Raw genomic sequence first — 18,686 nt, forward strand, 5'->3', positions numbered from 1 at the left:
TTACCAAAGAAATTACAAGTTTACCACAGCACAAAAATAATTGCAACTCTCAACGATATTATTTGTTATTCATAGGAAATTTCTTCTCTTTTTTTAATCAGAAATCAATGATCTAATTTTTTTCTTTGCCCGATCATAGGCACTTCTGACTTTTATCAGCTGTACCTCATGTGTTTGAGCAATCTCACTCAATTCTTTCCCATCTATATATTCTTCAAAAGTAACACGCTCGAATGGGGAAAGAACATTGGGAAAGTCCTCCAGTTTTTCTCGAATAATCAAATAATCCAAAGCTTGTGATTCCTCGATTTGAATCCCATCAAAGAATGTTTCACCTTGTGTATCGATTTTTTGATCCAACGAGACAGCCAGCATATCCCCCTTCCGCTTGAAGGCACACTGTTTTCGGACCAGACTACGTATATGATTTTCAAAATTTAGTTTAAAAAAATTTCCAACTGTCACTTTATGCCCATCTTTAAACTTTTCTAATGAGCGAAAAAAGACGATTCTTCCCTCCTGTAACCAATCATCTCGATCAAACCCTTTCAAATAATACTTCGTTTGCATCTTGAACACCACTGGATGATACTGGCGGTATAATTGATCAAATGCCTCAAAATCCCCCTTAAGAATCTTCTCAAACCGATTCACAAATACTCCCCCTTTTTACCAATCTGTTGCTAAAAAGAGCGTAACATTTTATTAATCAAAAAAAGAAGAAAAAAAAGAAAAAAATACATAAAGACCTGTATTTTCTTCTTTTGAGAACTATTTTTTATCTAATAATATGTTTTTGTGTGATTTAACTTACAGTTTTACTTTTTTCGCGTAATATATAACTGTATGTTAATCCTTTTTGGAAAGTTCATCCAACACATCCGACAATTTGGATAGCTGTTCAAGGTTCCACGGTGAATTTCTGCGAAAACTCTGAAACTGGATATCCGACGCGTGAATTGCAATGGTTCGTTCTGTTTTTCTTATCTGATCATACAGCTCTCTGGCAGATACACGTAGCGCACCTTTGGAGAAAATCAGCCACTGCTCCGCCAGATCACTTGTCGCCACTGTTACCTGTGTCAGAAGGTCATTTTTCTCTCCGGCTGTTCGTTCAATAAAGCTATCGGCAGTCTCATCCTCTTTCGTAAAGATAACCGTCAGCTGATATTTTTTGTAACTTTGTTGAATACCAGGAACTAGCTGTGCATCAAACACAACCATAATCTCTGTACCTTCATATTTCGCATAATTCGACAATCGATGAAGCAATTCTTCACGCGCATCCTCTAGCTTATTCTGTTGCTTCAGACGGACCAGCTCCGGCCATGCGCCGATCATATTATAACCATCTACGATCAACAATTGCTTTTTCATCGATGCTGCCTCCTCATGACTTTGGATTTCTTCCTCTATATACTTCATACATTAACAGACCTGCGGCAACGCCGGCATTCAAACTTTGAACATGCCCGACCATCGGAATCGTCAGCAGTTCGTCTACCTCTTTATGCAACCCTTTGCTCATACCTCGTCCTTCATTCCCGATAATCAAAGCAACAGAACCATCTGTATTCCACCGACGATAATCAGTCCCTGTCATATCCGTTCCAAAAATCCAGAAGCCTGCTTTCTTCAAATCAGCAATAGCTTGAGTCAGATTGGTCACTCGAGCAATTGGCACATGCTCTACTGCACCCGTAGAAGCTTTTACAACAACAGAAGTCACACCGACTGCCCGATGCTTTGGAATAATAATCCCATCTACACCTGTCGCGTCTGCTGTTCGTAATATCGATCCAAAATTATGTGGATCTTCCAGACTATCCAAAATAAGAAAGAACGGTGTTTCTGATTGTGTGGAGGCCATTAGCTGGTCTAATGTCAGATACTCATACTCTGTTGTCGCCAACACGACCCCTTGATGGACACCATGATCACTCAATGTGTCCAATTTTTGTTTAGGGACCCATTTCACAGGAACGGAGTGGTCTTTCGCCGCCGCCTTCAATCGTTCCGTTTTTTCGCCAGAGCTGTCTTCCTGTAGAAACAGCTTGTTTCCTCTCTCGTTTCCAAGCGCTTCTAGTGCCGCATGATAACCAAAGACAAATTCACTCTCTTCTTTTTGCTCCGGCGCATCTACTTTCTGGTTTTTACGAGGCTGGTTTCTATCCGATCTCTTTCCTCTAGCCTTGAAACGATCATTATTTCTGTTTTGCTTCATTTGAATCGCCTACCTTCTTTATACACCAATTAATCAGTTCTTCCAAACGTTCCGTCTGCTTCAACAAATGAAGATACCCCATCAACGCCTCAAAGCCTGTAGCGACTCTATATGTCGTGATATCCGCATTTTTGGCGGAAGTATGGCTCTTGGCATTTCGTCCTCTTTTATAAATCAGCTCTTCTTCTTCCGTCAGCAGATTTTCAGCCAGCATCGTCTGAATCAGAGCAGCTTGTGCCTTTGCAGATACATAATTCGTTGCTGTTCGGTGCAGGACATTTGGTTTTGTCTGTCCTTCGGCAACCAGATAATCTCGAATATAGATTTCATAGATTGCATCACCAACATATGCTAATGCCAGACCATTCAACTGTGTGTAATCTCTCATTCTCCACGTCTCCATCTCGTTCCTTGCGCCGTGTCTTCCAAAATAATCCCCTGGTCCTTCAGCAAATCTCTAATCTCATCACTACGGGCAAAATTCCGATCTTTTCTTGCCTGAATCCGTTCCTCGATCAACTGGTCAATCTCGTCGTCCAACAGCTCATCCGATGAAAAAACGATACCGAAAATTTCCAACAGCTGCGCATACACTCTCAAGGATCGACTAATTACTTCACTGGAAACAACCGGTCTTTCGCCATACTGATTCAACCATTTTGCCAACTCATAAACAACAGTGATGCCATTTGCTGCATTCAAGTCATCGTCCATCTCTGCAATGAACTTCGCCTCTAGTGTATCTAATTCCGCCAGCATCTCTGCATCATTTTCCAGGGATGCTTCCGCAGTTTCCTGTCTAAAGGAAAGATTTTCAAAAGCGATTTTCAGCTTTTGATAATTTGCCGCAGCGTCTTTCAAGGTTACTTCACTATAGCGAATTGGACGGCGATACTGTGTTGTTGCCATAAAGAAGCGCAGCACCTGTGGATCAACTTCTTTGATCATTTCATGAACCGTAATGAAGTTCCCCAGCGATTTACTCATTTTTTCGTCATCTTCACCAATTGTTACATACCCATTGTGCATCCAGTAGTTCGCAAAAGTCTTACCGGTCTTTGCTTCACTCTGCGCGATTTCATTTTCATGGTGGGGGAATTCTAAATCCTGTCCACCGCCATGAATATCAATCGTCTCACCCAAATGTTTTGTCGCCATGACCGAACATTCGATATGCCAGCCGGGGCGACCAGGTCCCCAAGGAGAGTCCCAAGAAATCTCACCTTCCTTTGCTGCTTTCCAAAGAGCAAAATCAAGCGGATCCTCTTTTTGCCGCTGTTCTTCTCCCGTACGCTGACTCGCACCTATCTCTAATTCATCAATCGATTGATGGCTTAGCTTACCGTATTCTTTGAATTTTCTTGTCCGATAATAGATATCTCCTTTTGACTCATAAGCATATCCCTTGTCCACCAACACTTGAATAAATTGAATGATGTCCGACAAATGATCCATCACACGTGGATTTGAAGTAGCTGGCTTCACATTTAGCGCTTCTGTATCTTCTTTAAATGCTTGAATGAATCGGTCTGCTAATTCAGGCGCAGTTACACCCAGCTCTTGAGCTGCACGAATGATTTTATCATCAACATCCGTAAAGTTAGATACATAGTTTACTTCAAAACCGCGATATTCAAAATAGCGACGGATCGTATCAAAAGCAATCGCACTTCGCCCGTTACCGATATGAATGTAATTGTACACAGTCGGTCCGCAGACATACATGCGGATCTTTCCCTTTTCAAGAGGGACAAATTCTTCTTTTTTTCTGGTCAACGTATTGTAGATTTTAATCAATTTTATCCTCCCACTTTCTCTCCTTTTATTCGAACAATTTTCGCCGGAATCCCTACGGCTGTAGCATCATCCGGAATGTCGATCAGTACGACAGCAGACGCTCCGATTTTGGCACGCGCTCCGATTGTCACAGGTCCTAAAATCTGTGCATTGGCCGAAATGATCGCCCCTTTTTTTACTGTTGGATGCCGTTTGCCCTGGTCTTTTCCGGTACCGCCTAATGTTACGCCATGGAACAGAATAACATCCTCCTCTATTTCAGCGGTCTCACCGATAACCACGCCCATACCATGATCGATAAAGACACCTGGTGCAATTCTCGCTCCTGGGTGAATCTCGATTCCTGTCATAAACCGCCAGAACTGTGCGTGCATCTTTGCAAGCAAATAAAGACGATGGTTATACAGAAAATGAGAGATTCTATGACAAAATAATGCGTGTACCCCAGGGTAAGTAAGCAGAACTTCTGCTGTTGAACGTGCTACCGGATCGTTCTTCTTCACGGCAGCAACAGCTTGTTTTAACCAACCCATCAACTAATTCCCCCTATTTAAAACAATCTCTAACGAAACCTCCAACCGGTTTTAGCATTTCTGTCGACAGCCCTATTTTCAACAATCCATTCTTCCCACCGATAATCTTTTTTTACAAGCACTATTCCTTTTTATATAAAAAACGCCCTTTAAATGAGTATCTTCATTTAAAAGACGTTTCCACGCGGTTCCACTTTTTTTCGCAAAACAGAATCGTTTTGCCTTGATACAGGTAACGTCTGTCTACGTTTCCAGCTACTTAAATTTCGCTGAAACCACTCAAAGAGGCATTTCAAAGGTGCTTGATGACTATTTCCACCTGCCATAGTCTCTCTGGTAAGCAAACGTCCTTTTACTTCTTCTTTTCTGCGTGTTTTCTGTTGTATTTAATTATAAAACGTTCGTCAAGTGAGCCAACGCTTTTTCCTTACCTAACAGCTCAATTGTCTCAGCTAGTTCCGGACCATGCATCTGTCCCGAAACAGCTACACGAATCGGCATAAACAAATTCTTTCCTTTGACGCCAGTTTCCTTTTGAACAGCTTTGATCGCCGCTTTGATTGCTGGAACATCCAATACATCTGTATTTTCTAGTTGAGCTTTGAACGCATTCAACACTTGAGGAACTGTTTCTCCTGCAAGCACCTCTTTTGCCGCCTCATCCAATACAGGATGTTCATTGAAAAATAGGTCAGATAGGTTGACGATTTCTGCCGCATAGCTCATTTGAGCTTGATACAAGCTAACTAATTTTTTCAACCATTCGACTTTTTCAGCTGATGGTTCTTTCTCTACTCGACCATCGGCAATCAAATATGGAATACACATATCCGCCAAAACATTTAAATCGATTTGTTTCATGTATTGATTGTTGACCCATTCCAGTTTTTTACCATCAAAAGCTGCCGGAGATTTGCTCAAGCGCTCTGGATCAAACATTTTAATCAATTCTTCTTGTGAGAAGATTTCTTCTTCCCCAACAGGTGACCAACCCAACAAGGCGATAAAGTTGAACATCGCTTCCGGTAAGTAACCTAGCTCACGATATTGTTCAATGAATTGAAGGATCGTTTCATCTCGCTTGCTTAATTTTTTCCCTGTCTCAGAATTGATGATCAAGGTCATATGTCCGAAGCTTGGTGGTGCCCATCCAAATGCTTCATAAATCATCAATTGTTTTGGTGTATTAGCGATATGATCATCCCCACGTAAAACATGAGTGATTTTCATCATATGATCGTCTACTGCTACAGCAAAATTATAGGTCGGCATACCATCACGTTTTTGAATGACAAAATCGCCACCTGTATTGTCTGATTCAAAGACGATTTCACCTTTGACCATATCTTCAAAAGAGTAAGACGTATTTCTCGGTACACGGAAACGAATCACTGGTTCTAAGCCCTGTGCTTCTTTTTCTGCCTGTTCAGACGGTGTTAGATTGGCACATTGACCGGAGTAATGAGGCATTTCCCCTCTCGCACGCTGTGCTTCACGTTCAGCTTCCAACTCTTCTTCTGTACAGTAGCATTTATAAGCGCGATTACTACTCAACAGCTGATCGATCAGCGGCTGATAGATTTCTTTTCTTTCTGATTGGCGATAAGGTCCATATTCACCAGGATTTTCAGGCGATTCATCCCAATTGATTCCCAACCAAGACAGGTTTTCCAATTGACTCTTTTCACCATCTTCAATGTTTCTCTTCTGGTCAGTATCCTCTATACGAATAATAAATTCGCCATCATTATGACGAGCAAATAAATAATTGAATAGCGCGGTTCTTGCATTTCCAATATGCAGATGTCCTGTTGGACTTGGTGCGTAACGTACACGAACTTTTGTCATAGTCTTCTTCCTCTTTCTATTTTTCAAGTAAAGCGACCGCCATCGCTCCCATACCTTCTTCACGACCGATAAAACCCATTTTTTCCATCGTTGTTGCTTTCAAATTGATTTGATCCTTGTCAATCTTACAGGCAGCAGCAATATTTTCCTTCATTGCTTCCAGATACGGTTTCATTTTCGGCTGTTCTGCTAAAATTGTACAATCAATATTGTTAATAGTAAAGCCTGCATCCAGAACTTTTTCATTTGACTGACGTAATAATTCCAATGAATCTGCATCCTTGAAGACCGGATCTGTATCCGGAAACAAATGACCGATATCGCCCATTCCGGCAGCGCCCAACAATGCATCTGTGATTGCATGCAGCAGAATATCCGCGTCAGAATGTCCCAATAATCCCTTATGAAAAGGCAGCTCTACACCGCCGATGATCAACTTGCGGCCCTCTGCCAATTGGTGGACATCAAATCCCTGGCCAATTCTAAACATGATCGCTTAACTCCTTTTTCGTTTGACGATTGCTTCACCAATCAACATATCATCCGGTGTCGTCAATTTAATATTCTCATAGCTTCCAAGTACCATCGTCACAGGAAGTGCACTGTATTTCTCCATCAAAGAAGACTCATCTGTCCCCAAAAAATCATCTTCTTTAGACTTTTCGTGCGCAGCTAAAAGATCCTTGCCATAAAAAGCTTGTGGTGTCTGTATTTGCCATAATGTCTCTCTTGGAATCGTTTCTTGAACGGTTCCCTGAAATACTCGTTTAATTGTATCCTTGACCGGTACGCCTAGGATCGCAGTACTGGTTTCCAATACCTTGGCATGCAGAGCTTTCAATTGAGCCAAGGTAACAAACGGACGTGCACCATCATGAACCATCACAATATTTTCCAAATCCTTCATCTCTTGGAGTCCATTGTACACACTGTATTGCCGCTCACTGCCACCTGAAACAAAAGTAACAGGACAAGTCTTCTTGCTTTTCATCTTTCGTACTGTCTCCTTAAGCAGCTCTTGCTCGTTTGCTTGAGTGACCATAATGATATGTTTACATGCTGGATCTTCGTAAAATGTTTTCAACGAATATAAAATGATTGGCTTTCCCATAAGCTGCAGTAAAATCTTATTGCGAGAAGCCTTCATTCGTTTTCCTTGACCAGCGGCTAATAAAATAACTTCGTATTCTTTCATAAATTACTTCTTCTCTTTTGCCTGATCATGATTATTTTTATGTTCATCAATCCCACGCCCAGAATGTGCCGGTTTAGCAAAAATCATTCGACCGGCAGCTGTTTGCAACGCACTCGTCACAACAACAACCAACTGTTCATTCATATAATGCTGTCCGTCTTCAACAACGACCATCGTGCCGTCATCCAGATAAGCTACCCCTTGTTGACGCTCTGTACCGGCTTTGACAACCATCACATTCATGGTTTCACCGGGGATAACTACTGGCTTCACTGCATTGGCCAGAGCATTGATGTTCAAAACAGGGACATTTTGAAACTCAGAAACCTTATTCAAATTGTAATCATTTGTTACAACAACACCGTCTAAAAGCTTCGCCAGCTTGATTAACTTGCTATCTACTTCAGCAATATCCTCAAAATCACCATCATACATTTCCACAGAAATACCGTCTTCTTTCTGCAAAGCATTCAGGATATCCAACCCACGACGTCCACGCACCCGTTTCAGACTGTCGCCTGAATCGGCAATATATTGAAGCTCATATAACACAAAGTTTGGAATCAAAATGACCCCTTCCAAAAATCCTGTTTTAGCAATATCGTAAATCCGACCATCAATAATTACACTGGTATCTAAGATTTTATACTTATGAAAATGGTCCTCAACCTTGCGATCCAACACTTCACCTTCATTTTCAGGTGCAGGTTTCTTTTGACGAGCTGTAAAAATCTTTTTCCATTCCTCGATTCTCGTAGTTCCCATTCGAAAGCCCAGATATCCTAATGTAATCATTACTAAAATTGGCAGTAAGCTGTTCACGATAGGTATTGCCAAATTATACATTGGAATAGAGATGATTACTCCAAGTGTCAATCCTAAAATCGCACCAATACTTCCAAATAACAGGTACGTTAAACTCAATTCATTTAATGATTTTTCCACTCTTTTAACTGCTGAAACAATATATTTTGCTAACACTAAAGATAAAATAAAGAAAATAATTGCACCAATCAGACTGTTAGTAAAATTGTTGTTTAGCCATTGATTATCTGCCTGTTGAACCATTAGCCAAGCCGATGGTAGTAAAGAAATTCCCAAGCTTGCACCAATAATGACCATCAGTACAGTGATTACTCGCTTTTGCACATGTTCTCCCCCATTCTAGGTTTTAGTTTTAATGAGACTGAGCTCGTGTTTGATTTTTTCACCGATACTCAGTCTCAGCTCTTTCGTTCTATATATATATTCTTTTTGTATGACAAAATCTATTGTTATTGAAAGACCTTTCTTAAGGTTTCCCCTATCGTCGCCACACCAATTATTTCGATGTTTTTTGGAGGTTCCCAACCGCCTAAATTATTTTTAGGAATATATACTTTGGTGAAGCCGAGCTTTTCTGCTTCCTTTACGCGCTGCTCGATACTGTTTACGCGACGGACCTCACCTGTCAATCCGATTTCTCCGATAAAACACTCTGTCGGCTTTGTTCCCTTTTCTTTATAACTTGAAGCAATACTAACTGCCACTGCTAGATCGATAGCCGGTTCATTCAACTTCACGCCACCTGCTGCTTTCAAATAAGCATCCTGACTTTGAAGCAAGAGACTTGCCCGTTTTTCCAGAACAGCCATAATCAGAGAAACACGATTAAAGTCTAACCCAGTTGTTGTTCGCTTGGCATTTCCAAATACAGTCGGTGTGACCAGTGCCTGCACCTCGACCAAAATCGGTCGACTACCTTCCATCGCTACAACAATTGCCGAACCAGTCGCACCATCCAATCGTTCTTCCAGAAAAACTTGAGAGGGATTCGCTACCTCTTCCAGTCCTTGCTCACGCATTTCAAAAATACCGATTTCATTCGTCGAACCAAAGCGATTTTTTACCGCACGTAGGATTCGAAAGGTGTGGTGCTTGTCTCCTTCAAAATAGAGAACCGTATCAACCATATGCTCTAGCATCCGTGGACCGGCAATCGAACCTTCCTTTGTCACATGTCCGACAATAAAGATGGCAATGCCATTCGTTTTAGCGATTTTCAACAGCTCAGCGGTCGTTTCTCTTACCTGACTCACACTTCCGGCCACACTGGTTACATCCGGCTGAGTCATCGTCTGAATGGAATCAATGATTACATAATCCGGTTCAAGCTGTTCGATTGCACGAGCAATCTCATGCATATCTGTTTCTGCATAAAGATAAAAATCAACATTTGCTTTTCCTAAGCGCTCTGCTCGCAATTTAATCTGATCTGCACTTTCTTCACCGGAAACATAGAGCACCTTACCGCCAACCTCTGTCAGCTGTTGAGAAACCTGCAACAGCAGTGTTGATTTCCCAATACCCGGATCGCCTCCAATCAGAACTAATGAGCCTGGAACAACACCGCCGCCTAAAACTCGATTCAGCTCTGGAAGCTTTGTTGCTACTCTTGGTTCCTTTTTTGGTACGATTTCTGTTAAACGCTGAGGCTGTGTTTTTTTTCCGGAAAGACTGACTCTCGTCCGTCTGTCAGTAGTGTCTTGGATCGTTACTTCAGTCATAGAGTTCCATTGCCCGCAGTTTGGGCAACGCCCTAAATATTTAGGAGAAATATAGCCGCAGGATTGACATTCAAACTGAACTTTTGCTTTTTTTGCCATATGATAGCTCCCTGCTTACAATTATTTCATCATAACTGTTAATAGTTTAACATACTATGTTCCTTTTAGACTAAGAGTTGGGGTTTATCTCTTGAAGTTTAAAGAGATTTTAATTTAATAGAGAGCTCATGAAATCGTTCACTCACAATCAGTAGCTACTTGCTCTGATTAAAGCGATAAAAATCATCGCCAGTCTCATACATTTTTTGATTGGATAGATTATTGTCCGGAAGAACCAAAACCACCTGTCCGTTCCGTTTCTACATGGTCGTCATCCGCCAGTAAAAAATTCTTAAAGATTCCTTGGCCAATTCGTTCGCCCTTTTCAATGCGGACCTCTTCATAGCCAAAGTTCAAGAATTGAAACATAATATGCCCCTCATTATCAGTGTTGTTATAATAATCTCTATCGATCACACCAACCCCATTCGCTAACATCAAAAAGCGTTTTAACGGATTAGAGGAACGACTGACCAATTCAAGATACTCCGATTCACCCATGAATGCCTTAACACCAGTCTTAACTAATGTTGGTTTTGGCGCCTCACCTTTTTCTTTTTGCTGCCAAATACTTGGGACAATAACTGTTTCCGCAGCTTCAAAATCATAGCCGGCAGCACCTGTTGTTGCACGCTCCGGTAGATTGATTTCCTGCTCGTTATACACTGAAATAATTTCAAAACCACGTTGCTTCATAAATGCGTTTGCTCCTTTTCTCTTAAAAAACGTGACAAAACATCACCGTTCTTTTCCATGATTAAATAATAGAATCAATACTTGTCAGCTCTCTTAAGAACTTATGTTCATTTTAACATATTATAGGAATCGTACGAAATCATTCGTTGCATTAAAAAAAGCGGAACTTCCCATGAAGCTAGACCCTTTCGATAATTGTTCCTTAATAATCTGAGCGTACCTAAAACGTTCTGTGTTATCCGAACTCCTATAGCTATAATACGTTTTTTTAGTGCTTTCTCTTTACTTTTCCAGAGACTGTCACTATTCTTCAAACGGCATTTTTTTATTTTTGAATAAGCGCTCATATAAAATAAAAAACAGTAAGTAGAGCAATAAACCTATGCTCAGATAATGGATGGTATCCACAATCCTCAAAACATGTAAGTCGCCGCTTTTATGTGCAGTAATCTGCAGGACTGTATTCATAGAAAGACCAAACTCTTTTACCATGATCCAAAGACCTGTCATCAACAAAAATTGATGTGTAATGCTTCCTTTTGCCTGTGTCGTGTATTTGATAATGATCTGCTGATTTTCAGGAAGTTCTTCATTTTGAGCATATAATTGATTCAAATAAGTGCTGGTTCCGCTTATGAAGAAACTGAACAAAAAAACAGCGATCGGGAAAATTACAGGTAACAGCATCAGCAATAAAGAGCCGATTAGTCCAATGATATGAATGACTTCTCGATCAAGAAAAGCAAACATTTGATAGACATACCGCATCAGTAGCTTAGAGGTCAAAATCCCCAATATATATGGTACATACAGATATAACGCAATTTTGTTATTTCCGAAATAGAACGCCGTATAGAATGTCCCAAAAAGCAGGATATAATTCATACACATGCCATTGATAAATGAAAGCATATTGAGCCAAATTGGCAGCTTCCACTTGTGATGTACACTATTGATGTACCAGGCGGCAATAATCAAAAAAGCGGAAAACCCCATCATTGCAACAGTCAGATAGTTCGAATCGAACAACGCCCGTGCTAGACGAATGATGATCAATAAAATGAAATACACCAGAAAAAGTAGAAACTCTTTCATAAAAAATGTTTTTTGATCGATTTTATCTACTTTTCTATCTGGGATTGGATAACCACTGATTCCTCGAAAAGCAATTAAATAAAGAAGGGTATATTCAGTGAAAATAACTACTGTTTTCCCTGGAAAATCGAACACTAAAGCACTTAAAAATATCCCCAGTAAAACAACCAGAAAAACAAAATCAAAAAAACTCGTTTTTGCTTGTTTGATTTTCAATTCTTTTCGTTGGTACTTGATTGTTGTATTCGCTGGCGGAAGCCATGCTGCACTTAAACCGATCAGTACTGCTGACAGAAAATAACATGGGTACCACCACTCACCTAGGATGCCAAAAAAGCTGCCGATCCCACCGCAAATCAAAGAAAGAAGCAAGACATGAAGCGTTGCTAAACCTAAACGGAAACTCTTCAATAAAAAAATCCCGGTCATTCGCACCGTGTAAAATAGAACAAAGGGTAATACGCTTTCCATATCAGAACCTGTATGCATCGTCAAAAAAACTAAATACGGGACAAACGTGATCGTGTTTGTCAGGACAAACGGCACTGCTGGAAATAATTTTTGTGTCACTGACTTAGTAGAGGGCATCTTTTCAACTCCTTCTATTTCTTTTTCTACTTACAGTCTATCATTGTCGATAAACAAAATCGAAAAAAACCGTTATTTCTTTTCGTGAAAATAACAAAATGATTCTTATTATACAGATTTTATCTAAGTGAGATCGAGCCCATAATTATGTTTGTCGTCAGTAACAAGCTCCCCTTTTCCTTTACTACTATCCATTGTAAAACAAAACGTACAATAAAGAAACATATCATTACAACAATAGTCCCTTTTAGTTATTTATTTAGCAATATCTTGCCAGAATCTGAAAAAAGAAAATAAGCTCTACTTAAGCGACACGAACAGTTCGCTTAAGTAAGGCTCAAAATTTAGAAAAGGACTACTAACTCCGTTAATACCTATTTACGTATGATTTTATAAATATGATTCTAGATTTTGTTGATAACCTTTATATTTTATTGCTAGTAATCGACCACAATCGTAGGATTCTGCAAAATGGAGTAAAGCTTTATCCATTTTCCGATAGAATGTACTTTCGCTTATATGATAGTTCATACAAAGCGCCACATTTGTTTTTTTCCTGTCAATAAACTTATCGTAAACCAACTGACGCTCAAATAAATCTAATTTATCGATCCCTTTGACTATCTTTTGTAATTCTAATTCAGCATCCGTGCATTCAGGGAATGTAGCAGATAGCTCCTGTCCCGAAGCTGTTTCAAATGTAATATAGTAATTTGATGTAACTTTCAATTTTAATGATGTCTGTGCACGACGAAAAAAATGAGGATACATGCCCAGAAGTTTTTTGACATTTCTTTTCGTCTTCTTTTGGTCTATTTCAAAGAAAATAAGCATACGAGTCACTCCTTTTCATACTGTTGAAAACATCTATAAAAAGTTTCCAATCACTTAGCTATGTATGCTTATGTTATCATTCAACCAAGTAAAGAAAATTCGAAAATAATTCGCTTTATACATGATTCAAAAGCTTATTACTAGCACTGAATAATCCTTTTATCAGCATGACAGAAATGAGAGGTTTTCGAAAGTTTTGAAAATAGAAATGGATGTTCCAAACTAAAAAAAGGTAACCCGATCTCATAAAATTTACAAGATCGGGTTAGGAAAGTATTAAATGAAAAAGTTTGGTTATTGGGTATCTATAGAATACCTCGCTTAGCTTAAACCAACCTTAAATATGCAAAAATTATTTGTAGTAATCACATTCTGCGTCTGCTACCATAACAATAGTGATGAAATTAGAGTACCCAAACGGAGGATGGAAAATGAACATTTTATTATTGATCAGTGCATTATTCTTGCTAGCTGCCTGTTCCCCAAAACAGGAAGAGCAAACACTAGCAAGCTCTTCTTCTACAGCTATCTCCAGTCTTTTTAATTCCGAAAAGAATGAACTGGTTTATGATGTGGAGGATTCAGAAATTGTCGAACATATAATAGACACTATTCTATCAAGCGAACAGAAGGAACGTGAGGAGCTAACATTTCGTATCTATACCTTGAATGATTACAATGACCGAGTTATCTGGCTAACTGAAGCTAGAGCACAAGACAGCAGCAGCTATTGGCTCTACATAAAAGAAGCCGACCAGCTGACTGAGATCAACAAAAATGAATTTGAAGGAAAACGGATCAGTATTCAAAAGCAAAACCAGTCTGACTTACCACTTTATGAAGAAGACAATCTTCAGTGAGTACGTACAATTTTTATAGTTCAGCTCCCCTTAAGTCGTACATATTGACTTGGACTAGCCCTTCTGCCTTAACATTCACGAACTGGTCCCATCGCTTCTTTTAGATGCTGAAGCGATGAGGTTGTCAGCAATGCCACACTTCCACCAAACTCATTCGTAAGCTGATCCAATACCCAGCGATTCGGGTTCTTTTCTGTCGCTAGCAGTTGTTCCAGCTTCTGTCTGTTTGCAGCTGTATCATAGACAGGATTCAGTATTTCTGACGTGTTATACTGCCCTTTTAGCAGTGGCGAATAGGCAACCAACCTGAGCTCTGGATGTTCCGTTAAATAGCTTTTCATATCCGCATTCAAAGCTACTTGGGGAAATAGCTCTGCATCCATCACGGGAGAAAGATAACTGTATCGTTGCTGAATAGCGCTGAAAAAAGGCCAGTCAAACTGTTGGCAAATTTGTCGTGCACGTTCGGTCCGCCAACTAAAAAAATTGCTGCAACCCAACTCTTTTATTAAGCCTTGCTCAACCAACTCTGCTAATGTTCCCATGGTTTCTTCCTGAGGAGTAGCAAAGTCGTCCACATGTAAGTACAGTAAATCGATCGTGGTCTGCAAATGATTCAAGGAGCGGTCTACTGCGCGCAGTATCGTTTCTCTGCTCAGTCCCTCCATATTAGAAAATCCTTTCCCAGAGCTAGTGCTTAGGGCACCAAGCTTTGTTGCAATTACCAGCTTTTCTCGATCGTTTCTTTGTGCGAGCCACATCCCGATTGTTCGCTCACTCTCTCCTCCATCACCGCCATTCCATACCGCATAATTATTAGCTGTATCAATAAAATTCCCACCTAAACCCACATATTCGTTCATCAGGGAAAAAGCGTCTGGTTCGGAAATTTTGGTACCAAAATTGATTGCGCCTAAACCGATTCGGCTAACAGTTAGTGTTGATCCGATTGTTGTTACCTGCATCATTTACCCACCCTTTTCTCTTAAGAATAACGATTCATCCTTAGTATAAGGGACCGTCAAAGACTGCGGCAAGAAGGCACTTTATTGTGGTATACTTACTAAAAAGTGGTCTTTGTCCCATCAAAGGAGCAAGCAAGCTACCATGCATCCAATCAGTAGCTTTAGCCCATGAAAACGGAGGTCTACAGATGAAACAGATGGACTGGGAAGACACTTGTCCCTTAGTAACAACACAACGAATCATGGCAGGAAAATGGAAGCTTTCAATCATCTGGTTTCTTGCAGAGCATTCTGTTCTGCGTTTCAGTGAATTAAAGGCCGCCTTTGAAGATCCTACACTCACACAGAAAATGCTGACACAGCATTTGAAAGAACTTCAAGAAAATCATTTAGTGATTCGAACAGTCTATAATACCGTACCACCCAAAGTAGACTATCGCTTAAGTGAACTGGGGAAAACCTTCATTCCAGTAATGCGCGCGATGGAATCTTGGGGTGAAACCTACCAAGAACAAGTGGATGATTTCAGTAAATAAAAAAATCTTGTAATAGTCTATTTTTCCTAGACTATTACAAGATTTTTAATTATGGCTCTCTTGCAACCTGTACATCTGAATCCTTTGTTTCCTTAAACAAGTAGTAGCATAGATAAGAAACCAAAAGGACAATAGCTGCTATACACATCACTGGCAGAAACACACTAGTCGTTGTTTGCTTGAATAACAAACCGATCATCATTTGTCCCAAAGGAACTGCACACTGTGCAACTGCAATAATTGTTGCCATGACTTTGCCGATATTTTCTGTTGGTGTGATTCGTTGAACAACTGCAATTAAGTAGATTGAGATACTGCTCATTAACATACCAATCGGAACACCGGTAACCACAAAGAACATGAAACCAATCATGCTACCTGTTCCACTGCCGGCAAACGTTAAGCCTAGATTCATAACAATCAATAGCAGACCGGAAATTGTAAATGTCCAATAGAAGTTACTGAATTTCAGTTTCTTCGTCAAAGGACCCGCAAACACAGCACCTAAAATATTGGCTAAACTAAATAGCGACATACCAATACCATATACAGAATCATTGACCTGCAATACTACTCTTAAAATAATTGGTGTTCCAACGATAAAGAATGGTGTCAAAACAAAGTTGATCAGTGCAGCAATAAAGATTGTTTTCAAAATAACCTTATTATTACGAACTTCACGAAATCCATCAACTAAATCTGCTTGTAGGGTCTTTACCATACCTTTTTCCATTGCTCTCTTTTGGAATGGGATACGGATAAATGTTTCGATTATAGCTGCAAGAATAAAGAAAACTATACTGCTAGCTACCATCATTTGTGCACCCATGAAGCTGTAAAGAACACCACCAATGATCGGTGCAACAACATTCGACATGGAAAGAACACCATTGACCAACCCATTGATTTTTTCCAGTTCGCTTTCCTTTACTAACAAAGGGATACTCGCTGTTACGACAGGTGTATCCAAACTGCCTACAGCTGATAAAACAAACAATAAAATACCTATCAACAAAATCGACTGGCTAGTTCCTAAAACGAGAAACAGCAATACCGCTAAGACTGCATTCGCTACATCCATCAATACCATCAACATTCGTCGGTCAAAACGGTCCGCAATCGCTCCGCCAATTGGCGAAAACAAGACTGGAATACTAGATATCGCCAACACTGTAGCAAAAATATCTGCGCGACCCGTCTGGTCTAACACATAAAGTGACAACGCAAAACGTAAAATCGCTCCACCAAAAACTGAAATAAACTGCCCCAATACCAAATATAAAATGTTCCTCTGTTCTTTTTTCATCCCTATCTCCTTATCCTGTCGTTATTCCCCAACAATAACATCCGTTTTTCCACCCTTTCAGTGTAACATTTCTTTTGCTTTCCTCGTTCAGCCTGTAGCATGAACTTCTCTGGTACTTTAGCCCGAAAAAACCCGGTAAACAGCGTAAGACCTCATAGGTCCTTGCCATTTTACCGAGCTAATAACCACTCTTATTGCCTATTTATCTAGCATCAACAATCAAATAGACACAGGTGCGTATGTAAGATTCTCAAAGGTATCTCACTATTATTGCTAATTGCGCTGAGCAAAGCATGTGTGATCGTCTTTCCTAAGAATTCATGAAAATACTCGGTCTGACAATAACAATCCGTCTTCCAACTATGCCCGTCAAAGTACGAGGAAAAAAGCTTCTCCAATCGACGCTCCAAGCAGTCAAAATTTGGTTCCTGAATCGTTTGATTCACCGCGTATAAACGTTTAATCTTCAAGCAAAACTCTCTGTCCTTTAAAAGGTGGTCAAACACCGCAATCAACAAGGCGATTCTTCTAGGATTCTTCATTTTGATCAAAAGAAAGCTTTGCAGCTGAATAATCAATAGATGATTCAAGTGATCAAGAAAATCATATTTGTCTTCATAATGAGAATAGAATGCCTGCCTTGAAATCCCTGCTCTATTTGTTAGCTCACTGATTTTCACGTCATTAAAATTCTTCTCTTCTAAAAGGTCGAACAACGAACCACAGAGCAGCTGTTCTGTTCGCCTATACCTTAAATCCTTGATACTCATCTGCACACATCAACACCCTTACTGAATTGTCCTCAGAAAATATCTGGAAACAGGACCCACAATCAAAAGCTGCAAAGGAAAGGCACATACAGCATTTAGACTCATCGCTTGAAGATAGTTAATCAATACATTTCCTGAAAAATTTTGCTGCATGATCAAACCAAATAATGACATGCACAGAACCATCCCTAAAACCATACACCCGGAGATCACCAACGCTGTCAGAGGCATTTTCCCCTTATTTTTTCCTAATAGCTTAAACGCAATATTTTTTGCGAACGGTCCCACAATTAAAACATCTAGTACCAAAGCAACTAAAAATGCGGGTAAAAAGCCCGGTAAAATTTCGGATGGCGTCATTCCTCCCATCCCTTTATGTAGGAATGTATTATAAACACTCATTCCAAAAACCATCATTGTACACATCATCAATGTAAAAATAATACTTTCTTTTTTATTTGTTGGCAAAATCATTCTCTCCTCTATCTTTTATACTGCTACATGAGTTTGTACGACTATCTATCCATACCTCTTTCAAAAAAGTATCTTCTTTCAAATAGATAGTTACCATCTGCTTGAAATACCGCTTCACACTATTTCAAGCGGTTTCCCAATAAAACAAGGTTTATACATCTTTTTGAGCAGCGTCTACTATGGTATCAAAAATCAAGCATCTTCGTAAGCATTTTTTTCTTGAAATAATACTTTTTTTCTGCACACCCTTAGTAGCAGACTTTCATGTAAAAAAAAGACTGTTCCACACTAAAAGGTCCTTCCCTAACCGTATTGTCATT

General features: G+C 39.8%; 20 protein-coding genes and 1 other annotated feature. Of the genes, 2 read left to right on the plus strand and 18 right to left on the minus strand.

The annotated features are described in order from the left end of the window. Positions 1–93: 93 nt before the first annotated feature. From A5888_RS12615 to A5888_RS12680, 14 genes are all read right to left on the minus strand, one after another. Positions 94–654 carry a sigma-70 family RNA polymerase sigma factor gene (locus A5888_RS12615; protein WP_086348408.1) on the minus strand — a complete coding sequence of 187 codons (561 nt, stop codon included), beginning with the start codon at positions 652–654 and terminating at the stop codon, positions 94–96. A gap of 195 nt (positions 655–849) precedes the next feature. After that, entirely contained in the window at positions 850–1,377 is a 528-nt protein-coding gene (locus A5888_RS12620) for an NYN domain-containing protein (RefSeq protein WP_086348409.1), read from the minus strand. A 13-nt stretch (positions 1,378–1,390) separates the two neighbouring features. Next, positions 1,391–2,224 (minus strand): 23S rRNA (guanosine(2251)-2'-O)-methyltransferase RlmB, encoded by an 834-nt coding sequence (rlmB, locus tag A5888_RS12625; protein WP_086348410.1) that lies wholly within the window; start codon positions 2,222–2,224, stop codon positions 1,391–1,393. Continuing rightward, positions 2,205–2,612 (minus strand): Mini-ribonuclease 3, encoded by a 408-nt coding sequence (locus A5888_RS12630; RefSeq protein WP_086348411.1) that lies wholly within the window; start codon positions 2,610–2,612, stop codon positions 2,205–2,207. The genes rlmB and A5888_RS12630 overlap by 20 nt, the downstream gene beginning before the upstream one ends. After that, on the minus strand, positions 2,609–4,021 hold the full coding sequence (cysS, locus tag A5888_RS12635; protein ID WP_086348412.1) for a cysteine--tRNA ligase: 1,413 nt from the start codon (positions 4,019–4,021) through the stop codon (positions 2,609–2,611). The genes A5888_RS12630 and cysS overlap by 4 nt, the downstream gene beginning before the upstream one ends. Positions 4,022–4,023: 2 nt before the next feature. Beyond that, on the minus strand, positions 4,024–4,554 hold the full coding sequence (epsC, locus tag A5888_RS12640; RefSeq protein ID WP_086348413.1) for a serine O-acetyltransferase EpsC: 531 nt from the start codon (positions 4,552–4,554) through the stop codon (positions 4,024–4,026). Between the two features lie 167 nt (positions 4,555–4,721). After that, positions 4,722–4,932, minus strand: a binding site (T-box leader). A gap of 12 nt (positions 4,933–4,944) precedes the next feature. Further along, complete coding sequence (gene gltX, locus A5888_RS12645) at positions 4,945–6,402, minus strand: glutamate--tRNA ligase (RefSeq protein ID WP_212647184.1); 1,458 nt, start codon at positions 6,400–6,402, stop codon at positions 4,945–4,947. 16 nt (positions 6,403–6,418) lie between these two features. After that, positions 6,419–6,892, minus strand: coding sequence for a 2-C-methyl-D-erythritol 2,4-cyclodiphosphate synthase (gene ispF, locus A5888_RS12650; RefSeq protein WP_086348415.1), 474 nt, complete (start codon positions 6,890–6,892; stop codon positions 6,419–6,421). A gap of 6 nt (positions 6,893–6,898) precedes the next feature. Beyond that, entirely contained in the window at positions 6,899–7,597 is a 699-nt protein-coding gene (gene ispD, locus A5888_RS12655; protein ID WP_086348416.1) for a 2-C-methyl-D-erythritol 4-phosphate cytidylyltransferase, read from the minus strand. A 3-nt stretch (positions 7,598–7,600) separates the two neighbouring features. Beyond that, positions 7,601–8,746, minus strand: a complete 1,146-nt coding sequence (locus tag A5888_RS12660) for a PIN/TRAM domain-containing protein (protein ID WP_086348417.1) — start codon at positions 8,744–8,746, stop codon at positions 7,601–7,603. 125 nt (positions 8,747–8,871) lie between these two features. Next, the gene (gene radA / locus A5888_RS12665) at positions 8,872–10,242 is read right to left on the minus strand and encodes a DNA repair protein RadA (RefSeq protein WP_086348418.1); all 1,371 of its coding nucleotides are present in this window, start codon (positions 10,240–10,242) and stop codon (positions 8,872–8,874) included. A 219-nt stretch (positions 10,243–10,461) separates the two neighbouring features. Then, positions 10,462–10,938, minus strand: coding sequence for a hypothetical protein (locus A5888_RS12670; protein ID WP_086348419.1), 477 nt, complete (start codon positions 10,936–10,938; stop codon positions 10,462–10,464). 303 nt (positions 10,939–11,241) lie between these two features. Next, positions 11,242–12,621, minus strand: coding sequence for a hypothetical protein (locus tag A5888_RS12675; protein WP_086348420.1), 1,380 nt, complete (start codon positions 12,619–12,621; stop codon positions 11,242–11,244). Between the two features lie 390 nt (positions 12,622–13,011). Beyond that, positions 13,012–13,455, minus strand: coding sequence for an ArpU family phage packaging/lysis transcriptional regulator (locus A5888_RS12680; protein WP_086348421.1), 444 nt, complete (start codon positions 13,453–13,455; stop codon positions 13,012–13,014). Positions 13,456–13,886: 431 nt separating this feature from the next. On the opposite strand from A5888_RS12680, the gene A5888_RS12685 reads away from it, so the two are divergent. Further along, the gene (locus A5888_RS12685) at positions 13,887–14,315 is read left to right on the plus strand and encodes a hypothetical protein (protein WP_086348422.1); all 429 of its coding nucleotides are present in this window, start codon (positions 13,887–13,889) and stop codon (positions 14,313–14,315) included. Positions 14,316–14,383: 68 nt separating this feature from the next. Here the strand turns inward: A5888_RS12685 and A5888_RS12690 are convergent, their stop codons facing one another. Continuing rightward, the gene (locus A5888_RS12690) at positions 14,384–15,280 is read right to left on the minus strand and encodes an aldo/keto reductase (RefSeq protein ID WP_212647185.1); all 897 of its coding nucleotides are present in this window, start codon (positions 15,278–15,280) and stop codon (positions 14,384–14,386) included. A 188-nt stretch (positions 15,281–15,468) separates the two neighbouring features. Between A5888_RS12690 and A5888_RS12695 the strand changes: the two genes are divergently transcribed. Then, complete coding sequence (locus tag A5888_RS12695) at positions 15,469–15,816, plus strand: winged helix-turn-helix transcriptional regulator (RefSeq protein WP_086348424.1); 348 nt, start codon at positions 15,469–15,471, stop codon at positions 15,814–15,816. Positions 15,817–15,865: 49 nt separating this feature from the next. On the opposite strand, the gene A5888_RS12700 is transcribed toward A5888_RS12695, so the two are convergent. The 3 genes from A5888_RS12700 to A5888_RS12710 form a co-directional block, all read right to left on the minus strand. Then, a complete protein-coding gene (locus A5888_RS12700) occupies positions 15,866–17,122 on the minus strand; it encodes an MFS transporter (RefSeq protein WP_086348425.1) in 1,257 nt (418 codons plus the stop codon). 212 nt (positions 17,123–17,334) lie between these two features. Then, positions 17,335–17,892, minus strand: coding sequence for a TetR/AcrR family transcriptional regulator (locus A5888_RS12705; protein ID WP_170924726.1), 558 nt, complete (start codon positions 17,890–17,892; stop codon positions 17,335–17,337). An 18-nt stretch (positions 17,893–17,910) separates the two neighbouring features. Further along, positions 17,911–18,360, minus strand: a complete 450-nt coding sequence (locus tag A5888_RS12710) for a DUF2798 domain-containing protein (protein ID WP_086348902.1) — start codon at positions 18,358–18,360, stop codon at positions 17,911–17,913. Positions 18,361–18,686 lie beyond the last annotated feature (326 nt).

Origin of the sequence: Enterococcus sp. 9E7_DIV0242 (assembly GCF_002140975.2) — a bacterium.
Lineage (GTDB): Bacteria > Bacillota > Bacilli > Lactobacillales > Enterococcaceae > Enterococcus_L > Enterococcus_L clewellii.